The 25,768-nt window shown below is 54.1% G+C and carries 19 protein-coding genes; 9 read left to right on the top strand and 10 right to left on the bottom strand.

The annotated features are described in order from the left end of the window. The first annotated feature begins 50 nt into the window (after window positions 1-50). Window positions 51-2,687 carry a molybdopterin-dependent oxidoreductase gene (locus tag ACR0J7_RS19185; protein ID WP_480915308.1) on the top strand — a complete coding sequence of 879 codons (2,637 nt, stop codon included), beginning with the start codon at window positions 51-53 and terminating at the stop codon, window positions 2,685-2,687. 147 nt (window positions 2,688-2,834) lie between these two features. On the opposite strand, the gene ACR0J7_RS19180 is transcribed toward ACR0J7_RS19185, so the two are convergent. Further along, entirely contained in the window at window positions 2,835-3,497 is a 663-nt protein-coding gene (locus ACR0J7_RS19180) for an HAD family hydrolase (protein ID WP_480915306.1), read from the bottom strand. 137 nt (window positions 3,498-3,634) lie between these two features. Here ACR0J7_RS19180 and ACR0J7_RS19175 point away from each other — a divergent pair, with 137 nt between their 5' ends. After that, complete coding sequence (locus tag ACR0J7_RS19175) at window positions 3,635-4,792, top strand: sugar-binding transcriptional regulator (protein WP_480900853.1); 1,158 nt, start codon at window positions 3,635-3,637, stop codon at window positions 4,790-4,792. 51 nt (window positions 4,793-4,843) lie between these two features. On the opposite strand, the gene ACR0J7_RS19170 is transcribed toward ACR0J7_RS19175, so the two are convergent. The 6 genes from ACR0J7_RS19170 to ACR0J7_RS19145 form a co-directional block, all read right to left on the bottom strand. Next, a complete protein-coding gene (locus ACR0J7_RS19170) occupies window positions 4,844-7,192 on the bottom strand; it encodes a glycoside hydrolase family 65 protein (RefSeq protein ID WP_480900852.1) in 2,349 nt (782 codons plus the stop codon). 34 nt (window positions 7,193-7,226) lie between these two features. Further along, window positions 7,227-8,210, bottom strand: coding sequence for a carbohydrate kinase family protein (locus ACR0J7_RS19165; protein ID WP_480900850.1), 984 nt, complete (start codon window positions 8,208-8,210; stop codon window positions 7,227-7,229). 60 nt (window positions 8,211-8,270) lie between these two features. Then, window positions 8,271-9,338 carry a substrate-binding domain-containing protein gene (locus tag ACR0J7_RS19160; protein WP_480900849.1) on the bottom strand — a complete coding sequence of 356 codons (1,068 nt, stop codon included), beginning with the start codon at window positions 9,336-9,338 and terminating at the stop codon, window positions 8,271-8,273. An 83-nt stretch (window positions 9,339-9,421) separates the two neighbouring features. Further along, window positions 9,422-10,582, bottom strand: coding sequence for a sugar ABC transporter permease (locus ACR0J7_RS19155; protein WP_480900847.1), 1,161 nt, complete (start codon window positions 10,580-10,582; stop codon window positions 9,422-9,424). Between the two features lie 12 nt (window positions 10,583-10,594). After that, window positions 10,595-12,127, bottom strand: coding sequence for a sugar ABC transporter ATP-binding protein (locus ACR0J7_RS19150; protein ID WP_480537557.1), 1,533 nt, complete (start codon window positions 12,125-12,127; stop codon window positions 10,595-10,597). Window positions 12,128-12,294: 167 nt separating this feature from the next. Beyond that, a complete protein-coding gene (locus ACR0J7_RS19145) occupies window positions 12,295-13,344 on the bottom strand; it encodes a sugar ABC transporter substrate-binding protein (protein WP_480481488.1) in 1,050 nt (349 codons plus the stop codon). A 714-nt stretch (window positions 13,345-14,058) separates the two neighbouring features. Between ACR0J7_RS19145 and ACR0J7_RS19140 the strand changes: the two genes are divergently transcribed. Further along, entirely contained in the window at window positions 14,059-14,655 is a 597-nt protein-coding gene (locus tag ACR0J7_RS19140) for a DUF6088 family protein (protein WP_171127191.1), read from the top strand. Continuing rightward, window positions 14,646-15,665 carry a nucleotidyl transferase AbiEii/AbiGii toxin family protein gene (locus ACR0J7_RS19135; RefSeq protein ID WP_480915301.1) on the top strand — a complete coding sequence of 340 codons (1,020 nt, stop codon included), beginning with the start codon at window positions 14,646-14,648 and terminating at the stop codon, window positions 15,663-15,665. The genes ACR0J7_RS19140 and ACR0J7_RS19135 overlap by 10 nt, the downstream gene beginning before the upstream one ends. 55 nt (window positions 15,666-15,720) lie before the next feature. Here ACR0J7_RS19135 and ACR0J7_RS19130 read toward each other — a convergent pair whose 3' ends face one another. Continuing rightward, window positions 15,721-16,419 (bottom strand): DnaA N-terminal domain-containing protein, encoded by a 699-nt coding sequence (locus ACR0J7_RS19130; RefSeq protein ID WP_480900845.1) that lies wholly within the window; start codon window positions 16,417-16,419, stop codon window positions 15,721-15,723. 373 nt (window positions 16,420-16,792) lie between these two features. On the opposite strand from ACR0J7_RS19130, the gene ACR0J7_RS19125 reads away from it, so the two are divergent. Next, window positions 16,793-18,103, top strand: a complete 1,311-nt coding sequence (locus ACR0J7_RS19125; protein ID WP_170702626.1) for an AAA family ATPase — start codon at window positions 16,793-16,795, stop codon at window positions 18,101-18,103. Further along, complete coding sequence (locus tag ACR0J7_RS19120; RefSeq protein WP_170702625.1) at window positions 18,100-19,152, top strand: ParB N-terminal domain-containing protein; 1,053 nt, start codon at window positions 18,100-18,102, stop codon at window positions 19,150-19,152. The genes ACR0J7_RS19125 and ACR0J7_RS19120 overlap by 4 nt, the downstream gene beginning before the upstream one ends. A gap of 84 nt (window positions 19,153-19,236) precedes the next feature. Here the strand turns inward: ACR0J7_RS19120 and ACR0J7_RS19115 are convergent, their stop codons facing one another. Both ACR0J7_RS19115 and ACR0J7_RS19110 read right to left on the bottom strand, forming a co-directional pair. Further along, the gene (locus ACR0J7_RS19115) at window positions 19,237-20,292 is read right to left on the bottom strand and encodes a tyrosine-type recombinase/integrase (protein WP_480915299.1); all 1,056 of its coding nucleotides are present in this window, start codon (window positions 20,290-20,292) and stop codon (window positions 19,237-19,239) included. 483 nt (window positions 20,293-20,775) lie between these two features. Continuing rightward, window positions 20,776-21,795: a helix-turn-helix transcriptional regulator gene (locus ACR0J7_RS19110; protein WP_480915297.1), complete on the bottom strand. Its 1,020-nt coding sequence runs from the start codon at window positions 21,793-21,795 to the stop codon at window positions 20,776-20,778. Between the two features lie 190 nt (window positions 21,796-21,985). Here ACR0J7_RS19110 and ACR0J7_RS19105 point away from each other — a divergent pair, with 190 nt between their 5' ends. The 3 genes from ACR0J7_RS19105 (at window position 21,986) to ACR0J7_RS19095 (ending at window position 25,738) form a co-directional block, all read left to right on the top strand. Further along, window positions 21,986-23,323, top strand: coding sequence for a DUF1254 domain-containing protein (locus tag ACR0J7_RS19105; RefSeq protein WP_480478599.1), 1,338 nt, complete (start codon window positions 21,986-21,988; stop codon window positions 23,321-23,323). A 98-nt stretch (window positions 23,324-23,421) separates the two neighbouring features. After that, entirely contained in the window at window positions 23,422-24,930 is a 1,509-nt protein-coding gene (locus tag ACR0J7_RS19100; RefSeq protein ID WP_480915295.1) for a DUF1254 domain-containing protein, read from the top strand. A gap of 70 nt (window positions 24,931-25,000) precedes the next feature. Continuing rightward, window positions 25,001-25,738, top strand: coding sequence for an outer membrane protein (locus ACR0J7_RS19095; RefSeq protein WP_480915293.1), 738 nt, complete (start codon window positions 25,001-25,003; stop codon window positions 25,736-25,738). Window positions 25,739-25,768: the final 30 nt, after the last annotated feature.

The following is a 25,768-nucleotide window of genomic DNA, read 5'->3' as shown; positions in this document are numbered from 1 at the left end:
AATTCGTCCGTCCGTTTCAGTCCCATAGTTCGTCTCCTTTGCTGCAATAAATGCTATCAAAGGAGCGGCAGCAAACCGCGACACGTCCAACCTGCCCCTATTGCGGCGTTGGATGCGGTGTGTTGCTGCGCGGGAACGGACAGGGGGGGCTCGATGTGCGCGGCGATCCCGACCACCCGGCGAATTGCGGGCGCCTCTGTTCCAAGGGGTCGGCGCTCGGCGAGACCCTCGGAACTGAGGGGCGACTTCTCAGCCCGCGGATTGCTGACCGGGACGCAGACTGGGACGAGGCGCTGGATTTGGTTGCAGGGCGATTCCGCCAGATCATTACGGAATATGGACCAGATAGTGTGGCGTTCTATGTCTCGGGACAGTTGCTGACCGAGGATTACTACGTTGCCAATAAACTGATGAAGGGATTTATCGGCTCGGCCAATATTGACACCAACTCGCGGCTTTGCATGGCCTCATCCGTTGTCGGTCACAAGCGCGCCTTTGGCGCCGACACCGTTCCGGGCACTTATGAGGATCTGGAAGATGCGGATCTGGTGGTGCTGGTCGGTTCCAACCTCGCTTGGTGTCATCCGGTACTGTATCAGCGCCTGCTGGCGGCACGAAAGGCCCGCGGCACCAAAGTCGTCGTGATTGATCCGCGCCGGACCGCCAGCTGCGACGGAGCCGATCTGCATCTCGCGCTTGATCCCGGCAGCGATGTCGCTTTGTTCAACCTCCTTCTGAGGTCCATCGAAGAGCAAGGTGCGCTCGATCTGGAATTTCTCGGGAATGTCACCGGCGCCCGCGCCGCTCTGGATGCCGCCAGCAATGCGCGCGTCGAAGAAACCGGGCTGGATCCAGCTCAGTTGCGTGCCTTCTGCAACTTGTGGATTCGCACTGAAAAGGTTGTGACGATCTACAGTCAGGGGGTAAACCAATCGACCTCGGGCAGCGACAAGGTCAATGCGATCTTAAACTGTCATCTGGCAACCGGGCGGATCGGAAAGCCCGGCTGTGGTCCGTTTTCGGTGACCGGCCAGCCGAACGCAATGGGCGGGCGTGAGGTAGGCGGGCTTGCCAATATGCTTGCCTGCCATATGGATCTGGAAAATGCGGAACACCGGGCTGCAGTCCGGGAGTTCTGGTCCGCCCGTGCAGTTCCGGATGCTCCGGGGTTGAAGGCGATCGACATGTACCGCGCGGTCGGGGATGGCCGGATTAAGGCGCTCTGGATCATTCACACCAACCCGGCGGTCACCATGCCCGAAGCCGAAGCGGTGCGTGCGGCGATTGGCGCCTGCGATTTCACAGTGGTCAGCGACATCACTGCCGAGACCGACACTGCCCGGCTGGCAGATGTCTTGCTGCCCGCGGCTGCCTGGGGCGAGAAAAGCGGCACGGTCACAAACTCGGACCGTACGATCAGCAGGCAGCGCGCCGCACTGCCAGTGCCAGGTGGGGCCCGGCCCGATTGGAAGATCCTGGCCGAGGTTGGGCGCCGCATGGGGTGGGAGAAGGAATTTTCCTACGCAACGCCCGCCGAAATCTTCCGCGAATACGCTGCACTTTCGGGCGTCGCTGGCCGGTTCGGAGGTGATTTTGACATTTCCGGGCTGAGCGATCTCGACGAAGATGCCTATGACGCGCTGCCTCCGACGCGCTGGCCGATAACGACTACGCGAGAAGGTGGCCGCTTCTTTGCCAATGGCCGTTTCTTTCATGATGACGGAAAGGCAAGAATGCTCCCGGTCCGCTGGAAGCCACCAATCGTCGCAACCGACTTTCACCATCAGTTCCGGCTCAATACCGGGCGCAACCGCGATCAATGGCATACGATGACGCGCACGGCCCGGTCGCCGCGATTGTCAGCGCATCTGGCCGAGCCTTACGTAGATATTCATCCGACGGATGCCAGAGAACTCGGCATTGGCACGGCGGATCTTGTCCGGCTGCGCAATTCTCATGGCACCGCGATCCTGCGGGCGCGGATCACCGAAGCCGTGCAATTGGGCCAACTGTTCACGCCGATGCACTGGACCGCGGCGACCGCACCATCTGCGCGAATTAACACACTGGTCGCTGCAGAAACCGATCCTGTCTCAGGCCAGCCAGAAAGCAAGGCAAGCGTGGTATCGCTGGAACGGTTCCCGGCAGCTTGGTACGGCTTTGCGGCCTCGGACAGTGCATTGAGTCCGGATACTGACTATTGGGCGCTTGCCCGAACTCGAGCCGGGTATCGTGCCGAACTGGCCGGGCTGTCAGCTGTCGACGACTGGGAAGCCGCCGCGCGCACCATGTTCCGTCTGCCCGAGGCGCGCCTGCAAATGCTACGAGACACTGGCCGCGGCACCACTCGGCTGGCCCTGCACGAGAACGGCAGGATTCGTGCTGTTCTTTTCGTGGCGGCCGAACCCGTCGCGGTGATGCGTGACTACCTCGCAACGCTTCCCGGCACCGATGCGCCGGAGGCGCTGGCCGGCGTCGCGCCGGAGGGTCGATCCGACCCCGGTCCGGTACTATGCTCGTGTTTCAATGTCGGAGAAAACACTATCCTTGAAGCTATCGAGACCGACGGTTTGAGGAGTGTGGAACAGGTCGGTGCCGCGCTCGAGGCGGGCACAAACTGTGGCTCCTGCCGTCCCGAGATCGCCGCCTTGGTTTTACGCAATCAAATTCGCGAGGTGACGGAGTAAACGTCTGGTTTCGATTGTCCCCATGTGTGGCAATGGCGACTTTGCACACTTCGCGGCCGCTTGGGCTTCGCGATGCATATGGCAAAAAATTTTGGAGCAAATTTTCTTCGTCCCAAAGAAATCCAATTCTAAATCGCTAAACAGTACTCAAACTGGCAACTTAGATCTGGCTTCATCTATCTGCGCAATATCAATCTCGGCCAGCGAAGAAATGACGCAATCCGCAGCCGTTAGTTCACTCTCGTGATCTTCATGAAGAAGACCTACGCAATAGAAACCACCATTCTTTGCCGCTTCGACACCGGAAGAGGAATCCTCGATCACGATACATTCATCCACATTAAGCCCCAGCCCGCTGGCGGCGGTGAGGAATATATCAGGGTTGGGTTTCCCTTTTTCGACATCGTCGCCTCCGATAACAACCGGAAAGGCATCCAACAAACCAGCTTTTTCGAGAACGGCTCGGACATTGGCGCTGCTGGAAGCGGCCGCCAGCCCGTAACCCTCCGACTGGCATTGTCTTACGAGGTGCACAGCAGCATCGAAGACACGAAATTCGCCTCGCTCGATCATTTCAACATAATAGTCATTTTTTTTGTCTGCGGCGGTTCTGACTTCATTCTCCGAATGCCGGGTCATGACCGCGCGCGCGCCGTCATAACGAGGGCGCCCATCGACAAGTCGCCGGTATTCCGCCCTTCCAAACTCATACCCGTATTCTTCGAACATGCGTTTCCAAGCAGCAAAATGCGCCGGTACGGTGTCGACCAAAACACCATCGAGGTCAAAGATCAGTCCTTTGATCGGCATGCTGAATCTCCTGGTTCGAGCCTGTGCAAGAAACACGTAGCATGTAAGGATTTTTCTTCAATCGGCTGGCATGTGAATGTTTATATGGCATAGTTATTCACGCTGTCAGGATCCTGCTAACGAACAATATTGAACAAATGATCGACGTTAAAAAACTTCCATTTGAAGAACGCGCCCAGTGCGCTGCCTATATGCGCGCAACGCACAACATGTCGCAGGTAGAGATAGGAGCAATTCTTGGTGGCCTGTCTCAACCGCATGTATCGCGGTTACTGAAACACGCTGAACGCCAAAACTACTTGGTCATCGAACAACGCTTCGTCAAAGAACAATTCTCAGACGAGTGGATTGCCCAGATGGACGAAATGCTGGCTCCTTCAGGGTTGAATTCTGATCTGAAGCGATATTGCAACAGGAACAACCTCAGACCGCCTCGGCTTGGGGTGTTTGAAAGCGGCCCGGGGAACACCGAGGCTGCGCTGTCACAGCGCCGTACCAGGTTTGGACGAACCGCATCCGGACGATTGATAGAACTGATCGAGAAATCGAACGTCATCGGCGTTGCGTGGGGTCGAACAATCAAGTCTCTGGCAGAAGGGATTGCAGCCTCAAGGCAGCCCATAGATAAGTCGCAAAAGACTGAGTTTGCAGCGGTTTGCGCAGAATTGATGTCGCTGGCTCAGCATGGATACTCTGCCAGCCGGCTTGCCGGAACGTTTGATGAGCTATTTAACGATCAGCCGGAGGATAGCCCTCAGCTCACTGGTTTCCCGGCATACATACCCCGTCACTACGATGAGACCATGCGCCGTTCCATTTGGCAGTACATCTCTGACACCCCGGGATTTCACCGCGTGTTTTCGGGTCCAGACGCATTGATTGATAAGATGGATATGTTGATTTCCAGCGTCGGGTCTTCAAGCACTCCGGTTCTGGGCAGTTTTGAAGAGCTGGTTCAGGCTGGCGGGTTAAGGGCTGACGATCTCCGGCAATTGGTCGTCGGGGACCTTGGCGGTATTTTGATCCCGAGAACCGAAATTTCACAGGCCAAGATGGACCTGATTGACGAGCTGAATGGGCTGTGGACCGGGATCAAAACAGAGCATGTCAAAGCCATCGCAGATCGGGCATTTGACGATCCTGATCAAAGTGGTGTTGTGGTCGTCGCGATTCAGAAGGAACGAGGCGATACGGTATTCGAACTGATCACCCGGGGACTTGTTAACGAATTGCTCATCGATCACGCGGCAGCGGAACAACTGCACACGCGCGTTGCTGAGGCTCTTGCAGACTGACGATAGCACCTCGGCACACCTTGACCATTCCTGCGAGAAAAATCTTGGTTGTCACGCAGGCTGCGGTGCTAAGACCGCTTCCTCTCCGGCAATCAAAGTAACAGGATGGCCCATCACCTCGATATCCTCTTTCGTGCCGGACGGAGCAATCAGCTTAAACCGACACTCGTCATGAGAAATCAGAACTTCGACGTCATTCCCCTGCCACTTCAGATTAAACCGGATGCCGGACCATGCCTCGGGCAGCCAGGGTTTGAACGTCATCTTGCCGTGCTTGACCCGGAACCCGCCAAACCCACAAACAAGCGACTGCCAGGTGCCACCGGCCGATGCGATATGCATCCCGTCCTGTGTGTTTCCCTGATTGTTGACCAGATCAACAAAGGCAGAACGTTCGAAATAGTGATGGGCCGAGGAAATGTCGCCAACTTCAATCCCCATGATCGAATGAATGGCCGGGCTAAGTGATGACTTGTGCATCGTGCGTTTCTCGTAAAACGCGTAATTCGCCTTTTTGATTTCGTCTGAAAACTCGTCGGGCAAGAGATAATTCAACATGATCACGTCAGGTTGCTTGAGCAGCATCGAGCCATTCAGTGAAAAGTGATCATGCCCCTCGGGGTAGACTGGCATACGGTTTTTGTCCCATTCGGTGATGGGAATGTCCTTGAGCTGGAAATACCCTTCAAACTGTTCGATCAGATTGCGGGAGGGATCAAATGGAACATAGATTTTTTCCGCTGTTTCCAGCCACTGATCCACTTCTTTTCGGGTTAAATCCAACCGTATCAGCAATTCGTCATGAACTGCTGAAGTGGTTTTGCTGAATTCTGCGAAAACGCGAGCCGATTGTTCAAGGTGCCATTTCGCCATCCGATTGGTGAATGTGTTGTTGTCGACATGTTCGTGGAACTCGTCCGGCCCGATAACATTTGTCAGCTCGTACCGGTCCTTGTCTTTGTTCCATTCCAGCCGACTGATCCAGAACCGGCTGGTTTGATACAAAACCTCGGCACCGAAATCGCGAAGGAAATCTCTGTCTCCGGTCGCCGCAACATAACTGAGGATGCCATATGCCACGCATGCGGTGACGTGAATCTCTTCTTCTCCGGTCCAGATACGGTTCGCACCGTCCGCTGTCCATTTTGGCGTTGTCTCTACTCCGGTATCAGCAGATTCCCACGCGTACTGCGCGCCCTTAAGCCCATTCATTCGGGCGTTCTCAAGTGCGCCGTTCAACGTGTTGAAACGGTATTTCAGAAGGGCTTTGGCGGTCTCCGGCTGCGTGAAAATGTAGAATGGCAGCAGGAATATCTCGGTATCCCAGAAAACGTGACCTTTGTATCCTTCCCCAGACATGGACTTGGCGCCGATATTCGCGCGCGGGTCGTTTTCGTTGGCTGCTATAAGCAAGTGATATATGTTGAAGCGCATCGCCCGCGTTGCTTCAGGATCACCGGTCACCACACAATCACAGGAATCCCATTTTTCGCGCCAGGCTGCGGCACTTTCGCTTAGACATGCGGAGAACCCTTTGGCATGCGCGGTCTCAAGGGAGGCTTCGCACTTGGCCGCCAATTCCGCGCCGTTCAGATCTCGCGATGTATAAATCGACACCAGCTTTTCGAAGGTCAGGCTTTGCCCGTTGAGCGCCTCGACAGAAACGGTTTGCGAAACCCGCTCATAATCACGGTTTGCGCCTTTGAACTCGCTGAAGGAAGGACAATCCAAGGCAGACGCCATGCCAATCGAAATGCCAGTGTCCAGAGTTAGAGCTTCGATATAGGACGCATCGCTGCTTGCATGTGACTGAGTGACCTTCAGGTGTCGGCTTTTGGCCCATTTTTCCCATTTTACCTCGGGGTGGAAGACCGGAATTCCCTGATAAGCTGGCAGGCGGTCCAGATTGTACCGTTGGGCATCAAGGGCGCTTTCGACAGTGATCTCCGAGGAGTGGTTCTCAGGCGTAACCGTCAGGCGAATGCCACAGATGTGCTGATCGGCAAAACTGGCAAAGCGGATGCTGGTGGTGCGAGTGCGACGGCCTTTGCTATCTTCAAACACCGTATCTCGGTGGAGAAATCCGGTCTGCAGATCCAACACGCGCTTGTGCTCGACCACTTTACACGTTTGGACATCCAGAAATTCACCTTCGACACGGACCCGAAGCGGCAGCCAGGTCGGCACATTGACCTGATCGATCACCGTCGAGTCATGGTGATCGTAAACACCGGCCAGATAGGTGCCAGACAGCTCTCCTTTGTGGCCCTCTTCCAGCGACCCACGTGTGCCCTGATAGCCGTTGCCGACCGTGAAAATGGTCTCCTTGAAGTTCGCTTCATCCAGATTGAATTGAGTTTCTTCGATCAGCCAGTCGCTACTGCTCAGCAATGTCAGCATGTCAGGGCTCCATTCGTGTGATATTGCGGATAATTCAGTCGCCGTAGGTTTCGGCAATCTGACGTTCGGTTTCTTCCAGTGATCCGTAGACATCCAGCTCGCTGCTCGAGCAGCGCTGCGCCCCTGCACAGTTTCCGAACTGGCAGGCTTTGACGAAATCACCAGTCTTGAGGTAGCCAAAAGCCAAGCCACCAGCAAAGCTGTCACCGCAACCCGTGGTGTCGACCACATCCTCGACAAGCACCCGCTTGACCAGATGTTCTCGCATCCGGCCGGTTGCATCCCTGTGGTAGACGGCGCAGCCGTGTTGATCCAGCGTGACGTAGAGCGCCTTGACGCCCAGATCCAGGCAGTGTTGGGCGAACTTGGGCAACTGGTCCATCGTGAGTTCGCTTATTTCCTGCAACTCGTCAGAGCCGTATTCCCCTTTGAACCAACTGCATTGAGCCTCTTCCAAATTCATCTTTAGTAGGTCGATATGCGGAAGCCAGCGATCTCTATCGATCCAGAATTTATGATACCGTTCGCCATGTGCTGAACAGCCACTGGTGGGACCATGCGCATCAAACACAACCAGACCATCGCTGTTGGCTTTGATGTATCGAATTGTTTCCAACGGAACCTCGAAATCCGTGATTGGAACGAAAACAAAGGCCTCGCAGTCCATCAGATCTTCGATGTCGTCAGGCAGGATCGGGTTCATAAAACCCGTTTGCTTTTCGTTGCGATGGTTCTGATCGACGTAGACCAGATCGATCACTGCGCCCTGATCGGCGTCGCCTGTAACATGGCTGACATCCAGATGCGGAAACTCAGACAGCAAGTTGCGAACATTGTCGACGTCCGACCTGCGCACATGGCTGACAACGTTGATCCGCGAACCCGGACCGGCCAGCGAGGACATACAGACCGCTGTATAGACCGCGCAGCCAAATTTATTGAATTTCTCACCCTGATAGCTGGTGATATTGTCCCTTGGGATCGGGCCAAGGACTGCGACATTGATCTTGTCAGACATTTCGGTCCCTTGCTTTTATTCGCTGTTTTGTCGACGGGCGTATGCGTGATTATAGCAGCTTCAGTTCTGATAGATCTGTTCGCTGGTATAGAACCCGCCATCGATCACCGTGCTGTTGATCGTATCTTTTGACACTGCGAAAACAGGGGTGATAACCGTCGGGATTTCCGCGAAACCGTTGTCAATTAGCGTATGGTCTCCGATCAAATCACTAACTTCCGCATCCGGAGACTGCGCAATTTTCACGGCAATATCCGCCGCCTCATAGGCCAAAGGTTTGATTTGCTTCCAGATTTCCAGCGCCTGCACATCGTTTGCGACCATCTGGACATTCCGCAGATCAGCGTCTGAACCGGCAACAAAGACCTGATCCGCCGATGCCAGATCCTCATCCGACAATGCTGCCAGAACCCCGAAAGCAAGCCCGCTGTTATTGGCAATGAATGCATCGATGTCGTTTTCATATTCGACCAGAAGGTTTTCGGCAGTGTCTCTGGCCATATCCGGAGACCAGTCCACGTGGCTACGATCCGCAACAAGTTCGAGACCCGGATTATCGGCGATGACCTTCAACACACCACTGCTGAGCGCTTCGGCATTGGCATCACCAGGTTGACCGCGGATCAGGGCGACACGGCCTTTGACCTCACCGCGGGTGTCATTCAGCCACTCGACCATCGCTTCGGCCTGAAGCTGGCCGACAGCCCAACTGTCCTGCATGACCATGACGTCAAGCGGCCCGTCCTGCAGCATCGAGTCGTACCCGACCACTTTGACGCCTTGATCGTGGGCCAGATCAACAAGGGCACCAGCGGTTGCGGTGTTGACGGGTTGCAGGACCAGAACGTCCACCCCCGATTCCAGCATTTCCTCAACCTGCTGCAACTGACGCAATGGATCATTGCCGCTGCTGTCAAAGATCACATCTGCGCCTTGGGATTCCGCGCGTGCGATGAACAGGGATTTGTCAGTCTGGTATCTGGCTTCCTGCATGGTCTTGAGCAGGAACCCGATTGTAGCGTTGTCCTGCGCTGCCGCGATCATTGGCAGCGATGCGGATAGAAGACCGGCCAAACCCAAAACTCTGAGGCCGTCTGTGCGTAAGGTTGCTAAAATGGACTGGACCATCGCTTACCTCCCAACTGTCATTCAAGTTTTCGGGGATTTTGGCTTTGCCCCCGGTGCGTGTGACCGGGGGCAGGCCAGCAACATTATTTTTTCTGCATCACATCGAACCAGACGGCGAGGATGATGATCAGGCCCTTGATGATCAACTGATAGAACGTGACCACACCAAGCAGGCTCATGCCGTTGTTCAGGACGCCGATCAGCAGGGCACCGATGATGGTTCCACTCACCTTGCCAGAACCGCCCGCTAGGCTGGTACCGCCGATAACAACCGCTGCAATCGCATCAAGCTCAAACATGGTTCCAAGGTTGGGTGAGGCACCGTTCAGACGCGAGGCCAGGATGATACCAGCCAGCGCCGACAGGACCGAAATGACCGTATAGACAATCATCTTGGTGCGGACGACGTTGATGCCGGACAGGCGAGCCGCATCCTCGTTTCCGCCAAGCGCATAAAGCCGGCGACCAAAGCGGGTACTGTTCAACGTATAGATCCCGGCAAACGCAATGACTGCAAAGATCGCAACAGGAACGGGGATCCCTTTGTAGCTGGTGAACACGTGGAAGGCCAAAGCAAACCCGCCGATCATTACGGCCCCGTTGACCAACAGTTCCTGCATATTCACTTCGACGCCATGCGCCTTGCTTTGCTGAACATCCCGGAAGATCGAATAAACAGCAAGCGCAGCACACACGATCAGCACGATACTGGACAACATCGGCGGGATATAGGCACCACCAATCAATGGAAACACATTACTCGTTACCGGAACAGAACTGCCATTGGTCAGGGTCAGTGCCAAACCGCGTGCGATAGTCAGCATTCCAAGGGTTATGATGAATGGGGGTATGTTGAACTTGGCTATCCAGAACCCGTTCCACAGACCTATTCCAACACCCACGATCAAAAGGGTTGCAGGTACCGCCACTATGGTCGGCACGCCCCATTGCATCATGAGCGTACAGACGACCGCTGATAACCCGACGACAGAGCCAACGGATAGGTCAATGCCCGCAATCAGAATGACCATGGTCATGCCTACGGCAATGATCCCGATGATGGTAACCTGCCGGGATAGGTTGCTAAGGTTCCTCGCGGTGAAAAACGCGTCGTCGGCAAAGCTGAGCCCAACGACAAGCACGATCAACGCAATCAGTGTTGCGTTATCCTTTATGAAGTTTATCAGGTGGTTTTCCTTGGCGCCATTGACGCCAACACCTGCAACGTTGCTGTCAGCACTCATTTGCTTCCTCCCTTATGCGCTGCCGGTGGCATACGCCATGATTGCTTCTTTCTTCGCGTCGTCCCGTTCAAAGTTCGACACGATCTCGCCTTCGCACATCACCAGAATCCGGTCACACATGCCCAAGACCTCAGGCAGTTCCGAAGAAATCATGATGACGGTGACACCTTGTAGGACCAGTTCGTTCAGCAGCTTGTAAATCTCGACCTTGGCACCGATATCGATCCCACGTGTGGGTTCATCCAGAATGAACACATCCGGCCGTGAGTTCAGCCACTTACCCAGAATGACCTTCTGCTGATTGCCGCCGCTGAGTGTACCGATAACGGTGTCAATCGACGGTGTTTTAACGCCCAACTGGTCGACATATTCCTTAACGATTTTGCGCTCCTGCTGGGTGTTGATAATGCCCAGAACCTTTGAACTGATCGTCTCAAGCGAGGAAATCGTCGTGTTGAAGGAAATGGATTTGTCCAAAAACAGCCCCAAAGCCTTACGATCTTCGGTCAGCAGCGCGATGCCGGCATCAATGGCGTCCTTCGGCGATTTGATGTCCAGCTTTTGCCCGTTCAGCTTCACTTCACCGGTGGTCTGGTCCGGATAAGCACCGAATACACCGCCAACCAGTTCGGTCCGGCCAGCGCCCATTAGCCCGGAGATGCCCAATATCTCGCCTTTGCGGGCAACGAAGCTGGCGTTCTTGACCAGATAGCTGCCAGGCAGGTCGGGGTTTGTGACGGACAGATCGTTGACCTCCAAAGTCACCTCACCCGGTGTGAAATCGACCTTGGGGAACATATCTTTGATGTCGCGTCCAACCATTCGGGCGATGATCTGATCAAGCGTGATATCCGCGATAGGCGTGACGTCACCGATGGTCTGGCCATCGCGCAGAACCGCAATCCGGTCGGCGATCTGCTCAATCTCTTCCATTTTGTGCGAAATGTAGCACATGCAGACACCGTCGGCTTTCAGCTTGCGGATGATACGGAAGAGATCCTTGACCTCCTTATCTGTCAGCGCCGACGTCGGTTCGTCCAGCACCAGTATCTCGGCCTTGAGCGACAAAGCTTTGGCAATCTCAACCATCTGTTGTTTGCCCACAGTGATGTTCTGCACCAGATCGGTCGGGCGAATGTCATTGATGCCCAGTTCGGTCAGCAGCTTCTGGGTTTCGGCAAAGGTCTGGTTCCAGTTGATCCTGCCCTTGGCATCGGTGAACTGGCGATCCAGAAAGATGTTTTCGGCGACAGACAAACCGGGGATCAGGTTGAGTTCTTGGTAGATGATACCGATGCCTGCTGCCTCGGCCTCTTTTGTATTCGCGAATCGGACCTTTTCGCCGCGCAAATAGATATCGCCTTCGTAGGTCGGATAGGGCCAAACTCCACTGAGCACTTTCATCAACGTGGATTTGCCCGCTCCGTTTTCTCCCATCAGCGCCAGAAGCTCACCCGAGCGGGCTTCGAAATTGACATTATTCAGGGCGCGGACACCGGGAAAATCCTTGATGATACCCTGCATTTTCAGGACGACTTCAGACATGCTTTTTCCCATCACATTCAGAAAGGTATTTCGGACGTTCCCCACCCTGACCGGCAGTTCCTCCGTGACGGGTTAAGGAAGGAGGGCACCATAAAGCTGCGCGCGGGGAGTACACGCATAGGGAGCCAGATGGCGAAACGCCCTCCTTCAGGAAAAGGTCCCGAGGATCAGTTCCCGTAGACTTCTTCCTTGGAGTAGAAGCCGCCAGCGATGATCGTGTCATCGATGTTGTCCTGTGTCACAAGCGTGATCGGGGTCACGATTGTTGGCACATCGGTGAAGCCGTTGTTGATAACCTTGTCCACCTCGACCAGATCAGCAGGAGCAGTGTCCGGCGCTTTAGCCAAAGCCACTGCAACTTCTGCCGCGGTTTCAGCCAAGGGATCGATCTGTTTCCAGATTTCAACGGCTTGCTTGCCTTGCGCGACGTATTGGATGTTGGCCAGGTCGGCATCAGATCCGGCTACAAACACTTTGTCTGATGAAGCCAGCCCCTGTGCTTCCAATGCCGCGATAACTCCACGGGCCATGCCACTGTTGTTGGCGATAAACGCGTCGATGCTGTTGCTGTTTGAGGTCAGCGTATTTTCCGCAGTCGCCATGGCCTTCTCAGAGGACCACCCTTCATGGGCCTGATTTGTTACCAGCTCAAGCCCCGGGTTCGCTTCGACAATCTCCAACACACCGCTGCTCATGGCAATCGCGTTAGAGTCGCCGGGTTGACCTTGAATCAGGGCGATCTTGCCGGACACCTCTCCGTTCTTCTCCTGCAACCATTCGACCATGGCTTCGCCTTGCAGGCGACCCACGGCCCAGCTGTCTTGCATCACCATCGCATCCAGCGGCCCGTCCACAAGCATCGAGTCATACCCGACAACGCGCACACCTTCGCTGTTTGCCATGCTGACCATGCTACCAGCAGTACCGGTATTCACCGGCTGCAACACGATGACATCTGCTCCCTTGGCGAGCATGTTTTCAAACTTAGCCAGCTGGGTCAGCTCGTCATTGTTCGCTGAATCAAAGATAACTTCGGCGCCCAGTTCCTCAGCTTTCGCAGTAAACGCGGCGCGGTCGCGCTTGTAGCGCTCTTCCTGCATGGTTTTCAGCAGAAAGCCAATTTTGACATCGCCTGCAAACGCTGTCCCGGCAGTTAGTGCGACAGCGGCGACAGACAGCAAGGCGGCTCTACGGGTAATGGTCTGCAAAAGGGACATATTTCCTCCAGTGTATGTTCCTTGGCTGCCGGTCCAATTGGGTCGGCAACGCTAAATGCTTCGCAAATTGTGCTGGATATCGGCTAACCGGTAAGAACAAGCATCAATCCCAAAGCGATAACGCTAACATAGCGGTGAAGTTTGAGAGGAGAATTTGTATATTTAGAAAGCATAAATATTCACAATGCCATTTAGATCTCTGCGCCTAAAGTGATTTTACTTTATTTAACAATAGCATAATGTGCTTCTACTCACTTATCGAAGTCATTGAAATCTCTCGGGCAGGCCGCGCCAGAGTTGTGCCGCAATCGCGAAGCGGGCTAAAAAGCCTCGCAATCGGCAATCGAACACCCTGATGAGATAGCCAGTCCAACAACGTCTGGTGTTTTCTCTGTTGGCGCGCTCAAGCGGACCAATAGGCCAATTCATGCAAACGTTGTCGAATGACCGCTAACTAAAACTGTGAATGTCTTGTTTTGCGAGAACAGCGAAGGACCGCTTTCCGCCGGGACAACTGGTCGCTTTCAATCAGTCGGCACTTCGCTTTCAATTGGTCGGGTCTTTTCCCTCGAACGTCCGCTTCCACGCTTTGCCAATTACTATTGGAGATCGCAGCGAAGGTCGGCTTCCCGCCCGAACTTACAAAATCACCCAGATACTCTGCTAACTTGTAAGTCAGAAAAAAGTATTATATTTTCTGACAAGGAGAAAACTATGATCACTTCATCGATTAGACAACGCATCATCGGAAAAGGCCGGGGCTCAATCTTTGCGCCAACCGACTTTCTGGATATTGGCTCCCGCGCAAGTGTGGATCAGGCATTGTCGCGTTTGGCGGATCAAGGGATGATCCGACGGTTAACGCGTGGGCTTTATGACTATCCGAGAAAGAGCGCCCGATTAGGGCTGTTGTCTCCGTCAGCCGATGACATTGCCAAAGCGATTGCACGCAAAGACAATCAGGTTCTACAGCCCTCCCCTGCCATGGCAGCCAACCAGTTGGGGCTGTCGACCCAAGTGCCGTCCAAGCCGACTTACATGACCGACGGCCCGACCCGCACCAAGACAGTTGGTCGACAAGTCATCCAGTTCCGGAATGCATCATCCAAAACGCTAGTTGGTGCAGGCCAGAAAACCGGCGCCGTATTTCAGGCGTTACGCTATGTTGGCAAAAACCGGGTGGATAGCCGTGTTGTCGACACGCTGGCCCGCAATCTGGATGTTAAGGACCGCGCATTGCTCGCAAGACAAAGTAGATATGTTCCGGCCTGGATGCACCCGGTAGTGCAGCAAATCGTGGCATGGGTCTGATCTTGGACCAGTTTGCCAACGATACTCCAAAGAACCGTGAAGAAGCGTTTCAGGAAACGGCCGCAAAGCTTGGCATTTCCAAGGCAATCGTTGAGAAGGATTTCTGGGTCTGCTGGTCGCTGAAACATCTATTCGCCCTGCCCTCTTTTGGCACTCACATGATCTTCAAGGGTGGGACATCGCTATCCAAGGTCTATGACATCATCCATCGGTTCTCAGAAGACGTGGATCTGTCTCTCGACCGGGCACAGCTCGGTTTCGACGGCACACGTGACCCCGAGCACCCTGCCCTTTCAGGCAAAAAACAAAAGCAACTGCTGCAGGAGCTTCAGGATACGGCCACCAAAGTAGTCTCAGGACCGCTTCTGAAAGAAACCAAGATCAAGTTTGGCGCCGTGCTTGATCAGCACTTTTCCCTCTCGGTCGATCCTAATGATGCACAAACCTTGCTTTTCGCCTATCCATCCGAGACAAGTGCGGCCAGCGGCTACATCCAGCCGGTAGTGCGGTTCGAATTTGGCGCCCGTGGGGTTCACCTTCCAGCCGAGTCCCGCAGGATATCACCTTATGTGCATCAGGCATTTCCAGACCTGTTGGAGGCGAGCGACGTCGATGTGAAGGTCTTGGGTGTTGAACGCACATTCTGGGAGAAAGCCACGATCCTGCATATGCTCTATCATCAGGACATCACCAAACCTCTGGCTGACCGTATGTCGCGCCATTATTACGACATGGCTCAGTTGATCAAACACGAGACCCATTCTCGCGCTATCGAACAGATCGATTTGCTGGATCAGGTTGCACACCATAAGTCCGTCTTCTTCAAAGCGGCTTGGGCTAACTACGAGAATGCCAGGCCCGGATCACTAAGATTGCTACCGAACCCTGAGCTGAAAGCAGCGCTGCGCTGGGACTATGTGGGGATGCAAGAAATGATCATCGGGGATCCCCCCTTGTTCGACAACATTCTGAAAACCATCGGGATGTTCGAGGCCAAACTCAACGGTTGAAATCAGCAATTTCGGTTGTCTCACGGCACAGCGTGCGACTTACAAATCTGGATTGTTAGCCGAGCAAACACACTTTCTGAATTCGCCCGAACTCGAGCTGGACCGCTCCAAGTAAAGGTTTCAAATGGTGAGATTGAATGTACTGTGCGATGAACTTGCTGGGTGCGCGCAAGGTGATTGTCTGATCTTGTATTTCAACAAATTTGAGATCGCAGTACCAACTTTTAAACAATAGTGCTTCAGACTCTGATAGGCGCCGAAGCGCCCTGCCCCACGGATCCTGAAGGTCTTGTCCCTCATGTTCAACAGCTCCTGGTTTTTCTTGGCCAAATTGTACATGAACAACCTTTTCGGTCGGTTTTGGAGTTTGTGTCTCCATGCGCGATACAAAATCAGAACCAACATTTCGCCAAATCGGTTCGCTCAGACGGTAAATTTCCGTGTAGTTGAGTCGGTACGCTGCGACGCGGCCTCTAACCCCAGGCCTAAGCTGGAGAAGTATACTTGAATCCGTCAATCGCTTAATTTCTCTCTTGACGGTTCGTTCGTCCACGGACCAGAGGCGGGCCATTTCTTTTTGTCCGACCGTCAGCTCATCAGTGCGCCAGTTGTATCGGGCCGTTATCAACGCAATGAGCCGCATCATCGAACATTGAAAACCGGGTGTGCCATTCAATCCCGCAACAGAGATTGCAGTCAAAAGATCGTACTTCTGAGAACCGGCCTGAAATCCTGTAAATCGTTTTATTTCCATTTTGATACTGCCACTGTGCCTCGAGCGGATCGGTTTCGCTGACCGATTCCATCAATTGGGTTCAGTGTGATGAAATCCCGTAGTTTGTCAACGGGCTTTGAAAAACAGGATGACCGCCTCTTTCTTCAAAATCAAAAGAAAATTCGGTTAATAGGTTATAGGTGACACTATGCTGTCACCATATTGGGGGTCGAGTGTCACCATATATCTGGTAATTGGTCGCTGCCTGTCACCAAAACATAGCTTCGCTTTCGAAATACCTCCCGTTTTTACCGAGTCGGAGGCGAAAAAGCGGAAACTCCATTCTTTACGTTTTGCAGTTTTCCAAAATCGCGTTATTAGAAGACATTCGTGATATAACAAGAGCAGCACCATGCGTGACCACACCGACCTTCAAGCTATGAACGAACGAAGCCTGGCCCAACAGGCTGCCGTCCGCCGCGCTACTTTCTCGCCCGCTGACGAGAAAGTGCTTCGACCATTCTCGATCTGGGAAATTAGCCAGTTCATGTTTGATGTCCCGGCGGACACCTTGAGAAAGAAGTTGGCCGAAGATCCGTCTCTTCCGCAAGGGGCGACTGAAGATGACGGGCGGCAAAGATGGTTTTCTCTGGCTGAGATAAATGAGTTGAGACGGCGCCTGAGATTTAGAGGTAAAAGCCTTCTGCCTCAAAGGCCGGCAGGCCGGGCTATGAGAGTAGCGGTTTCGAACTTTAAGGGTGGTGTCGGCAAAACTGTCGTTGCCCAGCACTTGGCGAATGCGGCCGCGCTTGATGGTTACCGTGTTCTGGTGGTGGATTTCGACCCCCAGGCGACACTCACGCATTCGATGGGTCTGGCTGAAGTTAGAGAGTGGAATACTGTCTGGGGCATTATGTGCCGCGATCTCTGCCGTGAGGCGAACCGGATCGCGGACGAATATGATGATCCCGCAGATTGCCCCTACCCTACTGCCGACGAATTGCCTGAAGATGTTCAGTCGATTGGCGCGCAACGTGTACAAGACTTCATTCAAAGAACTTCTTGGTCGACGATCGACATCATCCCGAGCTGTGCGAACGCGGCCTTCGTTGAATTTGCGTCCGCTCAGTACAGGTCCATTCATAAGGCATGGAGTTTTTTTGGATGCGTAGCAAGATATCTCGATGAGTTGCCTGACGACCAATATGATTTGATTGTTTTCGATTGCCCGCCGGCAATTGGATACCAGTCTTTGAATGCGGCCTTTGCTGCTGACATCCTCTATATTCCGTCTGGTCCTGGTTATTGGGAGTATGACAGCACAACGAGTTATCTTGGTCAGCTTGGCGATGCCTTGGAAGACATAACCAGCGGGTTCGAACGTATTGCACAGGATGCTGGTATCACGCTTCCTAAAAGGTTCGATGACATACGTGTTCTCATGACTCGCTTCGAGGCTAGCAACTCTTTGCACGTCGCGATGATGGATGCTTTCAAAAATGTCTTCGGCGCCGATGTCTGTCAAAATCCCATCGAAATGACACGTGCGGTCGAGCAATCTGGTAGGTTCCAGATGTCTGTTTACGAGCAGGACTACAGACAGATGACTCGGGACACATGGAAACGGGCGCGTCAGTCATTTGATAATGCATACAGCGAATTTAGGGATGTCGTCCTAAGGGCTTGGGAGGCACGTACTAAAATTGAGGAGCGGGTAGAATGAGCGGGAATAAATTTGGCTTCACTCCAATTGATGAAGATGACCTCAAGAAAACACGCCGCCGCGAAGTGGGGCCGATGGGGGCTGCGGTTCGCGAGACAGCAAACAGCCTAAATGAAAGCACTGAGAACCGTGTCGAACAGCGACGGCAAAATGCCTCCGATGCTAAGGAGTATCGTAAAGCTCGTGATGAGGGGCGAGTCTTGGTTGCGGTTGGCATCAATGAAATTCATACGACAGATCTGCCACGAGATCGCTTGGATCTTTCGGCTGTCGCAAGTTCCGACGAGATGGATGAACTCAAGGCTTCAATTCAGGAACGCGGCCAGAAGGAGCCCATAGAGCTTTATAAGGATTCAGATGGACGCTTCCAACTCAAAAAAGGTTGGAGACGAGTAACTGCTCTTAAGCAGCTTTATGAAGAGACCGGTGATGAACGCTTTTCCAGTGTTACGGCGCGAGTTGCCAAATCCCAGAGTGATCGCATCGACCTCTATATTGACATGGTTGAAGAGAACGTTGTTCGGGAAGACTTGACGTTTGCTGAGATGGCGCAAGTGGCAATTCTTGCTTCTAAAGATTCAGAGTTGGGGGCAGGGGATGCAGAAGCTTTGGTCGGAAGGCTGTACTCATCCCTGCACAAGATGAAACGCTCCTATATTCGTAGCTTTGTTTACCTGCTCAGTGAACTTGAGGGTGCGTTGCCGTTTCCAAAGAGTGTTTCCAGAAACCTTGGCGTTGAGGTTGCGCGGAAACTTCGAGCGTCATCGGCTTCAGCTGCTGCATTAAGAGATGTGTTAGTGCGCGCATCCACAGCCGGTGAGCAAAACGAAATACTTGATGCTTTCGTGGCAAGTTCTGATGCTGAACCAGCTAGCGGCAAGCGGCGTGAGAAGGTTGAGAGCGTGAAGTATGAGTTCCACGTGGGCGCTTCAAAAATCACTGCGCGCAAGGGAGAGTGCAGGATATTGTCTGGTCAGGACTTTAGTTCGATTGACCGGTCAAAGCTCCAGAGAGCGGTTGAGGCTTTCGAAGCTGTTTTGAACGAGTAGTAACCCGCGGGTTACCCATGCTCAGATTTCTTAATTTTGATGGCGGTAACCCACGGGTTACCGCTTTCTTCGTTTAGCACCAGCTTACCCCAACAAGTCTGTCGCTGGGTTCTCTGCGATATCGACATCGTCATAGTACTTCTGCGCCTGCGCCATGGAGCGGTGCAGCGACAGGCGCATGGCGGCCTGGATCGGGGCGCCGTCCAGCGCCGCTTGGGTCAGGAACCCTGAACGCAGACCGTGCGGCGAGGCGAAGTCTTCCGGCAACCCCGCCAACTGGAGGCGATGTTTGACGATCTGATAGATCGCATCCGGGGAAAGGCGGCGTTTCAGCACCCGGTCGGCCTTGGAGACAGGGCGGAACAGCGGCCCTTCGCGGATCTCGCCCACCTCAACCCAATGCACCAGCGCCTGGGCCGCGCGGTCTTTCAGCACCAGCCGCGGCGTTTCACCTTTGGTTGTCGTCTTGGTCTCCAGCAGTGAAATCCAAACCAGGCTTTTCTCGTCGAACTCCTTTAGCGAGACGTCTTCAAACATCAATCCGGTGATCTCCGAGCGCCGTCTACCACCAGAAGCCCAACCCAGCATCAAGATGGCGCGGTCGCGGCAATCCCGCCGGGACCCCCGACAGGTGGACAGCAGCTGCTCGAGCACATCGCGGGTAATCGGGTGCTGCGATTTTGGGGCAAGGGGCCGGGCTGCGGCCCGGCGCGCCTTGGCACGGGCCTGCTTAACCTGCGGTGCACCGAAAGGGCTGGTCAGGTTCTTCATTCGATGAAAGGCGAGCCAGGAGGCGATGCGCCGGTCCAGCGTCGAAGGGGCAGGGCAGATGAGGGACTTGCGCAGCCCCTGAGCAATCAGCGCTTCTGCGGTTTCGCGCGCCACATCCGTTTCTGGCGCGTCATTCAAATCACGGGCGTGATCGAGAATGAAGGCGAGGGCGGTGGCCTCAGATTCCGGCCAGTCCAGCGTCGCTGCGAAGCGCGCGGACTTCCAGGCGGTGACATAAAGCAGATCCCGTTCATAGGCCCTGAGCGTGTTTTCCGGTGTGCCGCGCACATAAAGATCAGTGAGCGCCTCCTGATCTGTGTCCGAGAGGGCAGGGGCGGCGGCGGGGAGGTATGGGGCAGGGGGCTTCATGTGTCGATTTTCCCTAATCTGTAGACTGCTCTTGCTTGTTTTCACCATGTCTCATGGTTGGCCTTATGCTGTTCTGGTCCTTTAAGAGTAGACTCGGGCTGAGTTTGTGCCGGTCCATGTTTACAAAATCCCAGGTTACTGTGCTGCATCTACTTAGGTTTGCTGCCGGATCGGGGCAGGGGTCTACGGGTTATGGACCAATGCCATCGCGAGTCCAGTGGTTAAGGAAAACCGACATGAGGCACATTCTGCGCGCATTTTCCGGCGAAATCAATCAATCATGATAAGGGATACTTATCGGGTGTTATATGTAGTCCAACCAAATCTGTAAACTAGTGCGTAAAAAAGGCATATTATGATCATTAGAAGAAAAACCTATTAATAGACGGAAAATTCTAAGGTTGGTGTCGCACACTTTGGAACAGTTCCTAAGTGATGCTCAGCCAAGAGCTAAGCATCACAATGGCGCAGATCGGGCTTGTTCTACGTGCGATCTCCGGCAGATCGGCTCAGATATTGCGTTGGTGACATCCCAACGCGATCCCGAAAGGCGCGGCTGAAATTGTGCTGGCTGGAATAGCCGAGCTCAAGCGAGATCGCCTTCACAGACATACCCCCGTGCCGAAGTAGCTCTTTCGCGCGAGTAACAACCACTTCGCTGGTCAGGGTGCGGAATGTAGTGTTTTCCTGTTCCAATTTCCGTTGCAAACTTCGAACAGATATATTCAGCGCCCATGCAGTTCGGTCGATACAGATATTCTGCTCCTTGAGCTGCATCAGTAATACTGATTCAACGACCTGATGAAAATCGCGCGGCGGGCCTCCTGCTCTTTCGCGCACGATGTCTTCGATCGTGGATACACAGACAGGGCTTGCGGGTGCGCTGGCCGTCAGAAGATGTCGTGGGAAACAGATTTCCAACGCCTTTTTGTTCCAATGAATCGGACACCCGAATGCGATTTCGGCATCGTCTGCCCTTCTAATCGGAGGCATATCGCAGTGAAGGCGTGTCGGGCGCCAGCGCGGACCGAGGAAATGCCGAAAGAGGCTGAGCATCGCACCAAGCGCCGAGAATGCAATCTGGGCGTAGGCAGGGTGGCTACGCAACTCAAATTCATAGCGGTAGACTGCATTGTTGCCGATCAGACGAAGCTGCGTTCTGTCACCAGATGAATGCAGGGGCATGACATTCCGAGCTCGGGATAACGCACCGCCCAGCGTTGCCGCGCCCAGAACGTAATCGCCCCATTTTCCATAATCCGCGACTGTCAGAACCGGGGCCCATAACAAACCGATATTATCTTCACCCAGCTGTTGGCCGACCTGCTGAACAAAGGATGCCAGTACGTATTCGGGGATATATCCCTCGCGCAGTTCGGTAAACTGATGTGGCAATCCGGCAGCTTCCATGGCGCGATCCAGAGCACGTGCGCCGAGATGTTCCAGCGTGAAACCCGGCATTTCGCCGAGTGATTTCGCGCTGATCATTGGGGGTAAATTCATCTGGCCTAACATTTTTTTGTATTTGTCGTGAAATGATACACCTCCCATTCAAAATTATGAAACTATTTAGAAAAGACTTTTTCCATGCCGCAACCATTGGGAGATGATGGTGTCTAACTTGAAATCCATAACTTTCACCGCAGCAACAATATCCGGCCTGCTGCTTCAATCTGTGCCAAGTGCGGCAGAGATGTCCGACCTTCAACGCGACATTGTGGTGCGTCGGGCGTGTGAAGCAGCAATCTGGGCCATTCCCGCGGTCAGTGTCTATGATATCGAGTTGTCGCTTCAGCGAGATGCGGGCGCCGAGTTCGGTACGCTGGGCTATATGTCCGAGCCGATGGACAGCCGTCACGGTTTTTTGACCGCCAATGACGTGACACCGTATACGTTTGGCGGGTTGACGACCAAGGATGGTCCGATTGTGATCGACGTACCGCCTGCCGCAGAAAAGGCTGCGTTTTTCGGTACCATCACTGACGGATGGCAGGTTCCGTTGGCGGATGTGGGAACAACCGGATCGGATGAGGGCAAAGGCGGCAAATATCTGATCCTGCCTCCAGGCTATGACGGGGACGTGCCCGAGGATGGGTATTACGTTCTGAAATCCAACACCTTTGGTGTGCATTTTGCCTTCCGCCCAGTCGCTAAGAATGGTGGCACCCATGCAGATCAGGCGGCATACGCACAAACTCTGCAATGGTATCCGCTGGCGCAGGCAGACAACCCGCCTCCGACCAAATTCGTGGATGTCAAAGAGAACCCGGTGAACACTTTGCCAGTCTATGACATGACCTATTTCACTGACATGAATGAGGTGATTCAACGCGAGCCGGTGCTTGAACAGGATAAGGTCATGATGGCGATGCTGGCCTCGTTGGGGATGGTTCGCGGTCAACCTTTCGAGCCTGACGCTGAAATGCAGGAGGCATTGCTGGAAGGCCTGAAATGCGCCTATGACACCATGCAGGAACATTTCATAACCAAATCCGTGATCCCGATTTGGGAAGACAGACAGTGGGGCATCTGGGACTTCGCCGAAGGCCAGCCTGAGGCCGGGTTTCCCTATGTCTCGGATGAGATGGTGTTGATCGACGACCGGGCAGGAGGGTCTTATTCCTGGATCACCTATCTGCCCAAGAACCTTGGTGGTGGGACATTCTATCTGACCGGTCTGAACGACTCACAAGGGTCACCGCTGAATGGAACGGATACCTACAAACTGACGGTTCCCGCGGATACGCCCGCCGATGACTTCTGGTCTGTCATTGTTTACTCGATGCAGTCCAAAGGTTTTGTCACCGGGAACGAACGGGTTGGTCTGGCAACGCCGAACCTGCCGGATATGCAGGTGAACGAGGATGGCTCGGCTGATGTGTATTTCGCACCCGAGCCACCTGAGGGCTTGGAAAGCAACTGGATCCCGACGGGCGAAGATTTCTTCTTGTTGTTCCGTCTTTACGGGCCGTCGGACGGCTGGATCGAAAGCGGTTGGAAGCTGCCAGATGTCGAGAAAGTAACGCAATAAACAACTGTGAAGCGACGCAGACCTGACGGGTCTGCGCCAAATACTCTGACCAAATCAGGAGATTGCCAGTGTCATCACGAATCTTATTTGCAGCATTGATGGGTAGTACCGTCTTATTGTCCAATCAGGTGCATGCCGAAAACGATCCTGTGTATCCTCCGCAATCGGACCGCAAATATGCGGCGCAAGTGCCTGAGGGGGTGATGACGCCGGACCTTGTACAGACCGAGGCCTTGGGTGAGCTGCGGTTCTTTGACGGAATGCCCTTGGAGGATACCGTTGCCAAGATTTACGACAATCTGGACCTTACACGTGGCGTTACCGCCTTTCTGGACGGTATCCAGATCGCGTCGGTTCAGGGGTTGCTAAAAGGATACCGGGACCAGGGCGTCGAACCAAATGATGTGATCATTCACTCTGGCCTGATGGATGCGCGGTCGATCTGGCTGACCCCGAATACCACGACAATCTATATCGCATCGCAAGTTGATGTGTCCGATGGGCCGGTTGTGATAGAAGCCCCCGCTGGATTGCTTGGAATCTTGGATGACGCGGCGTTTGAATACGTTACCGATATCGGCGCGGTCGGCCCCGACAAAGGTGAAGGCGGCAAATATCTGATCGTTCCAAACGATTACGAAGGTGACCTGCCGGAGAACGAGTATTTCATCTTCCGAACCAAGACCTACGACCACTGGCTGATTTTACGCGCTTCACCGGACCCGGACGGCAGTACCGAAGGTCCGGTGGCACGTGTCAAGGAAGGGTTGAAGATTTACCTGCTGTCACAGGCAGATAGTCCACCCGACGAGGTTTTTCACGATCTGACGGGTGTGCAATACAATACTGTTCACGCCAATAATTTCGAATTCTACGACGAAATAAATCACGCTATCCAGAAGGAACCAGTGGGCGCTTTTGACCCGGAAATTGTCGGAAAATTCGCGTCCATCGGGATCAAGAAGGGTGAGCCTTTCGAGCCTGATGAAAGGATGCGGGAAATCCTTACCGAAGCCGCTGCCATCGGTAATGCCACAGCCCGGACGTTGAACTTCAGCCCGCGCGACCCTGCAACCTTTTTCTATGAGGACCGGCAGTGGAACTCTCCATTCCAGAGGCAGAGCTACACGTTCGAGGAAAGCGGCGCGCGGATGTTCGACGACCGGACGTTCTTTTTCTACTATGCCACCGGAATAACCCCGGCAATGACTTCCCCACCGGTCGGTAGCGGCTCGGTTTACGAAGTTGCGGCCAAGGATGTGAACGGCGATTATCTGGATGGCGGCAAAACCTATACCGTCACTCTTCCTGGGCCGGTGCCTGCGAAGAATTTCTGGTCCTTCATGGTTTACAGCGGTCAGACCCGGTCGATCCTAGAAACCGATCAAAAAAGCGGCGGAGTGGACAGCAACAGCCCGGACCTGCGGCCAAATGACGATGGCAGCTATACCGTTTGGTTCTCTCCCGAACCGCCGGAGGGGCACGAAGGCAACTGGGTTCAAACCTTGCCGGACCGTAGTTTCAATGTGCTGCTGCGCCTTTACGGCCCGTTAGAGCCCTGGTTCGACAAAAGCTGGAAACCAGGTGATTTCGAGCCAACAGAATGACGAAAACCGGATCGGGCTGCCCGATAGCGGCGGCCCTGATGGGCTTTAAGATTGTGAAGGGATATAGCCGTTGAATAGATTTGTCGCCGGATGCACCACCTGTGCCATTCTGCTGGCGGGGCCTGCTTTGGCGCAGAACTCCGAATGGGAGTACGAGGCCTCGTTTTATCTTTTCGTGGCCGAGACCGAAACCGAGATCGACACCTCTACGGGTACGGTCGAAGGGCGCCTGAGTTTTGATGATGCGCTCAGTAATCTGGACTTCGCGTTCATGGGCAGCTTCGTGGCAAGCAACGGGCAGTGGAGCTTGCTTGCCGACTACATGCACACGGACCTGTCCTTTGGACAGGCCGGGTCCGGGCCTCTCGGGTCAGGTATCGACTCGTCATTTCGGACCCAGATATTCAGCGGTTATGTAGGGTATCGCGTACAGGAAACTCGGGATCTGTCCTTTGATCTGGTCGGCGGGTTTCGCTGGTTCGGTACGGATTCGGAAATCACAGTAACAACACCGGGTGCCACATCAAATCCAGCCGGGGCAGATGAAGACTGGGTTGATCCTGTCATCGGCCTGCGTGGCAGAGCACGCCTGTCGGACAAATGGGCAGCATCGGGATTTGTAGATTACGGAGGGTTCCGCAGTGATAGCGAGACCTGGCAGGTGCTGGTCACGGCGGATTATGCCATCAACGACAATTGGGTTTTGCGGGGTGGATACCGCTATATCTCAGTCGATCATGAAATTGACGGCAGTGATTTCTCGTTCAGTCAGTCGGGCCCGCTGATCGGCGCAACCTATCGTTTCTGACCGCTTGGTCGTTTCTATCTCAGAAGGACA

Source organism: Ruegeria sp. O4, from assembly GCF_056535125.1.
This window is presented reverse-complemented; position numbering and strand designations above follow the sequence as displayed.

Coding starts and splice junctions, on each gene's coding strand:
- ACR0J7_RS19145 (WP_480481488.1), bottom strand. CDS start 13,344: ATGTCCCTTTTGCAGACCATTACCCGTAGAGCCGCCTTGCTGTCTGTC.
- ACR0J7_RS19175 (WP_480900853.1), top strand. CDS start 3,635: ATGATCGACGTTAAAAAACTTCCATTTGAAGAACGCGCCCAGTGCGCT.
- ACR0J7_RS19150 (WP_480537557.1), bottom strand. CDS start 12,127: ATGTCTGAAGTCGTCCTGAAAATGCAGGGTATCATCAAGGATTTTCCC.
- ACR0J7_RS19180 (WP_480915306.1), bottom strand. CDS start 3,497: ATGCCGATCAAAGGACTGATCTTTGACCTCGATGGTGTTTTGGTCGAC.
- ACR0J7_RS19110 (WP_480915297.1), bottom strand. CDS start 21,795: ATGAATTTACCCCCAATGATCAGCGCGAAATCACTCGGCGAAATGCCG.
- ACR0J7_RS19165 (WP_480900850.1), bottom strand. CDS start 8,210: ATGTCTGACAAGATCAATGTCGCAGTCCTTGGCCCGATCCCAAGGGAC.
- ACR0J7_RS19100 (WP_480915295.1), top strand. CDS start 23,422: ATGGGTAGTACCGTCTTATTGTCCAATCAGGTGCATGCCGAAAACGAT.
- ACR0J7_RS19115 (WP_480915299.1), bottom strand. CDS start 20,292: ATGAAGCCCCCTGCCCCATACCTCCCCGCCGCCGCCCCTGCCCTCTCG.
- ACR0J7_RS19105 (WP_480478599.1), top strand. CDS start 21,986: ATGTCCGACCTTCAACGCGACATTGTGGTGCGTCGGGCGTGTGAAGCA.
- ACR0J7_RS19130 (WP_480900845.1), bottom strand. CDS start 16,419: ATGGAAATAAAACGATTTACAGGATTTCAGGCCGGTTCTCAGAAGTAC.
- ACR0J7_RS19170 (WP_480900852.1), bottom strand. CDS start 7,192: ATGCTGACATTGCTGAGCAGTAGCGACTGGCTGATCGAAGAAACTCAA.
- ACR0J7_RS19135 (WP_480915301.1), top strand. CDS start 14,646: ATGGGTCTGATCTTGGACCAGTTTGCCAACGATACTCCAAAGAACCGT.
- ACR0J7_RS19140 (WP_171127191.1), top strand. CDS start 14,059: ATGATCACTTCATCGATTAGACAACGCATCATCGGAAAAGGCCGGGGC.
- ACR0J7_RS19160 (WP_480900849.1), bottom strand. CDS start 9,338: ATGGTCCAGTCCATTTTAGCAACCTTACGCACAGACGGCCTCAGAGTT.
- ACR0J7_RS19185 (WP_480915308.1), top strand. CDS start 51: ATGCTATCAAAGGAGCGGCAGCAAACCGCGACACGTCCAACCTGCCCC.
- ACR0J7_RS19125 (WP_170702626.1), top strand. CDS start 16,793: ATGCGTGACCACACCGACCTTCAAGCTATGAACGAACGAAGCCTGGCC.
- ACR0J7_RS19155 (WP_480900847.1), bottom strand. CDS start 10,582: ATGAGTGCTGACAGCAACGTTGCAGGTGTTGGCGTCAATGGCGCCAAG.
- ACR0J7_RS19120 (WP_170702625.1), top strand. CDS start 18,100: ATGAGCGGGAATAAATTTGGCTTCACTCCAATTGATGAAGATGACCTC.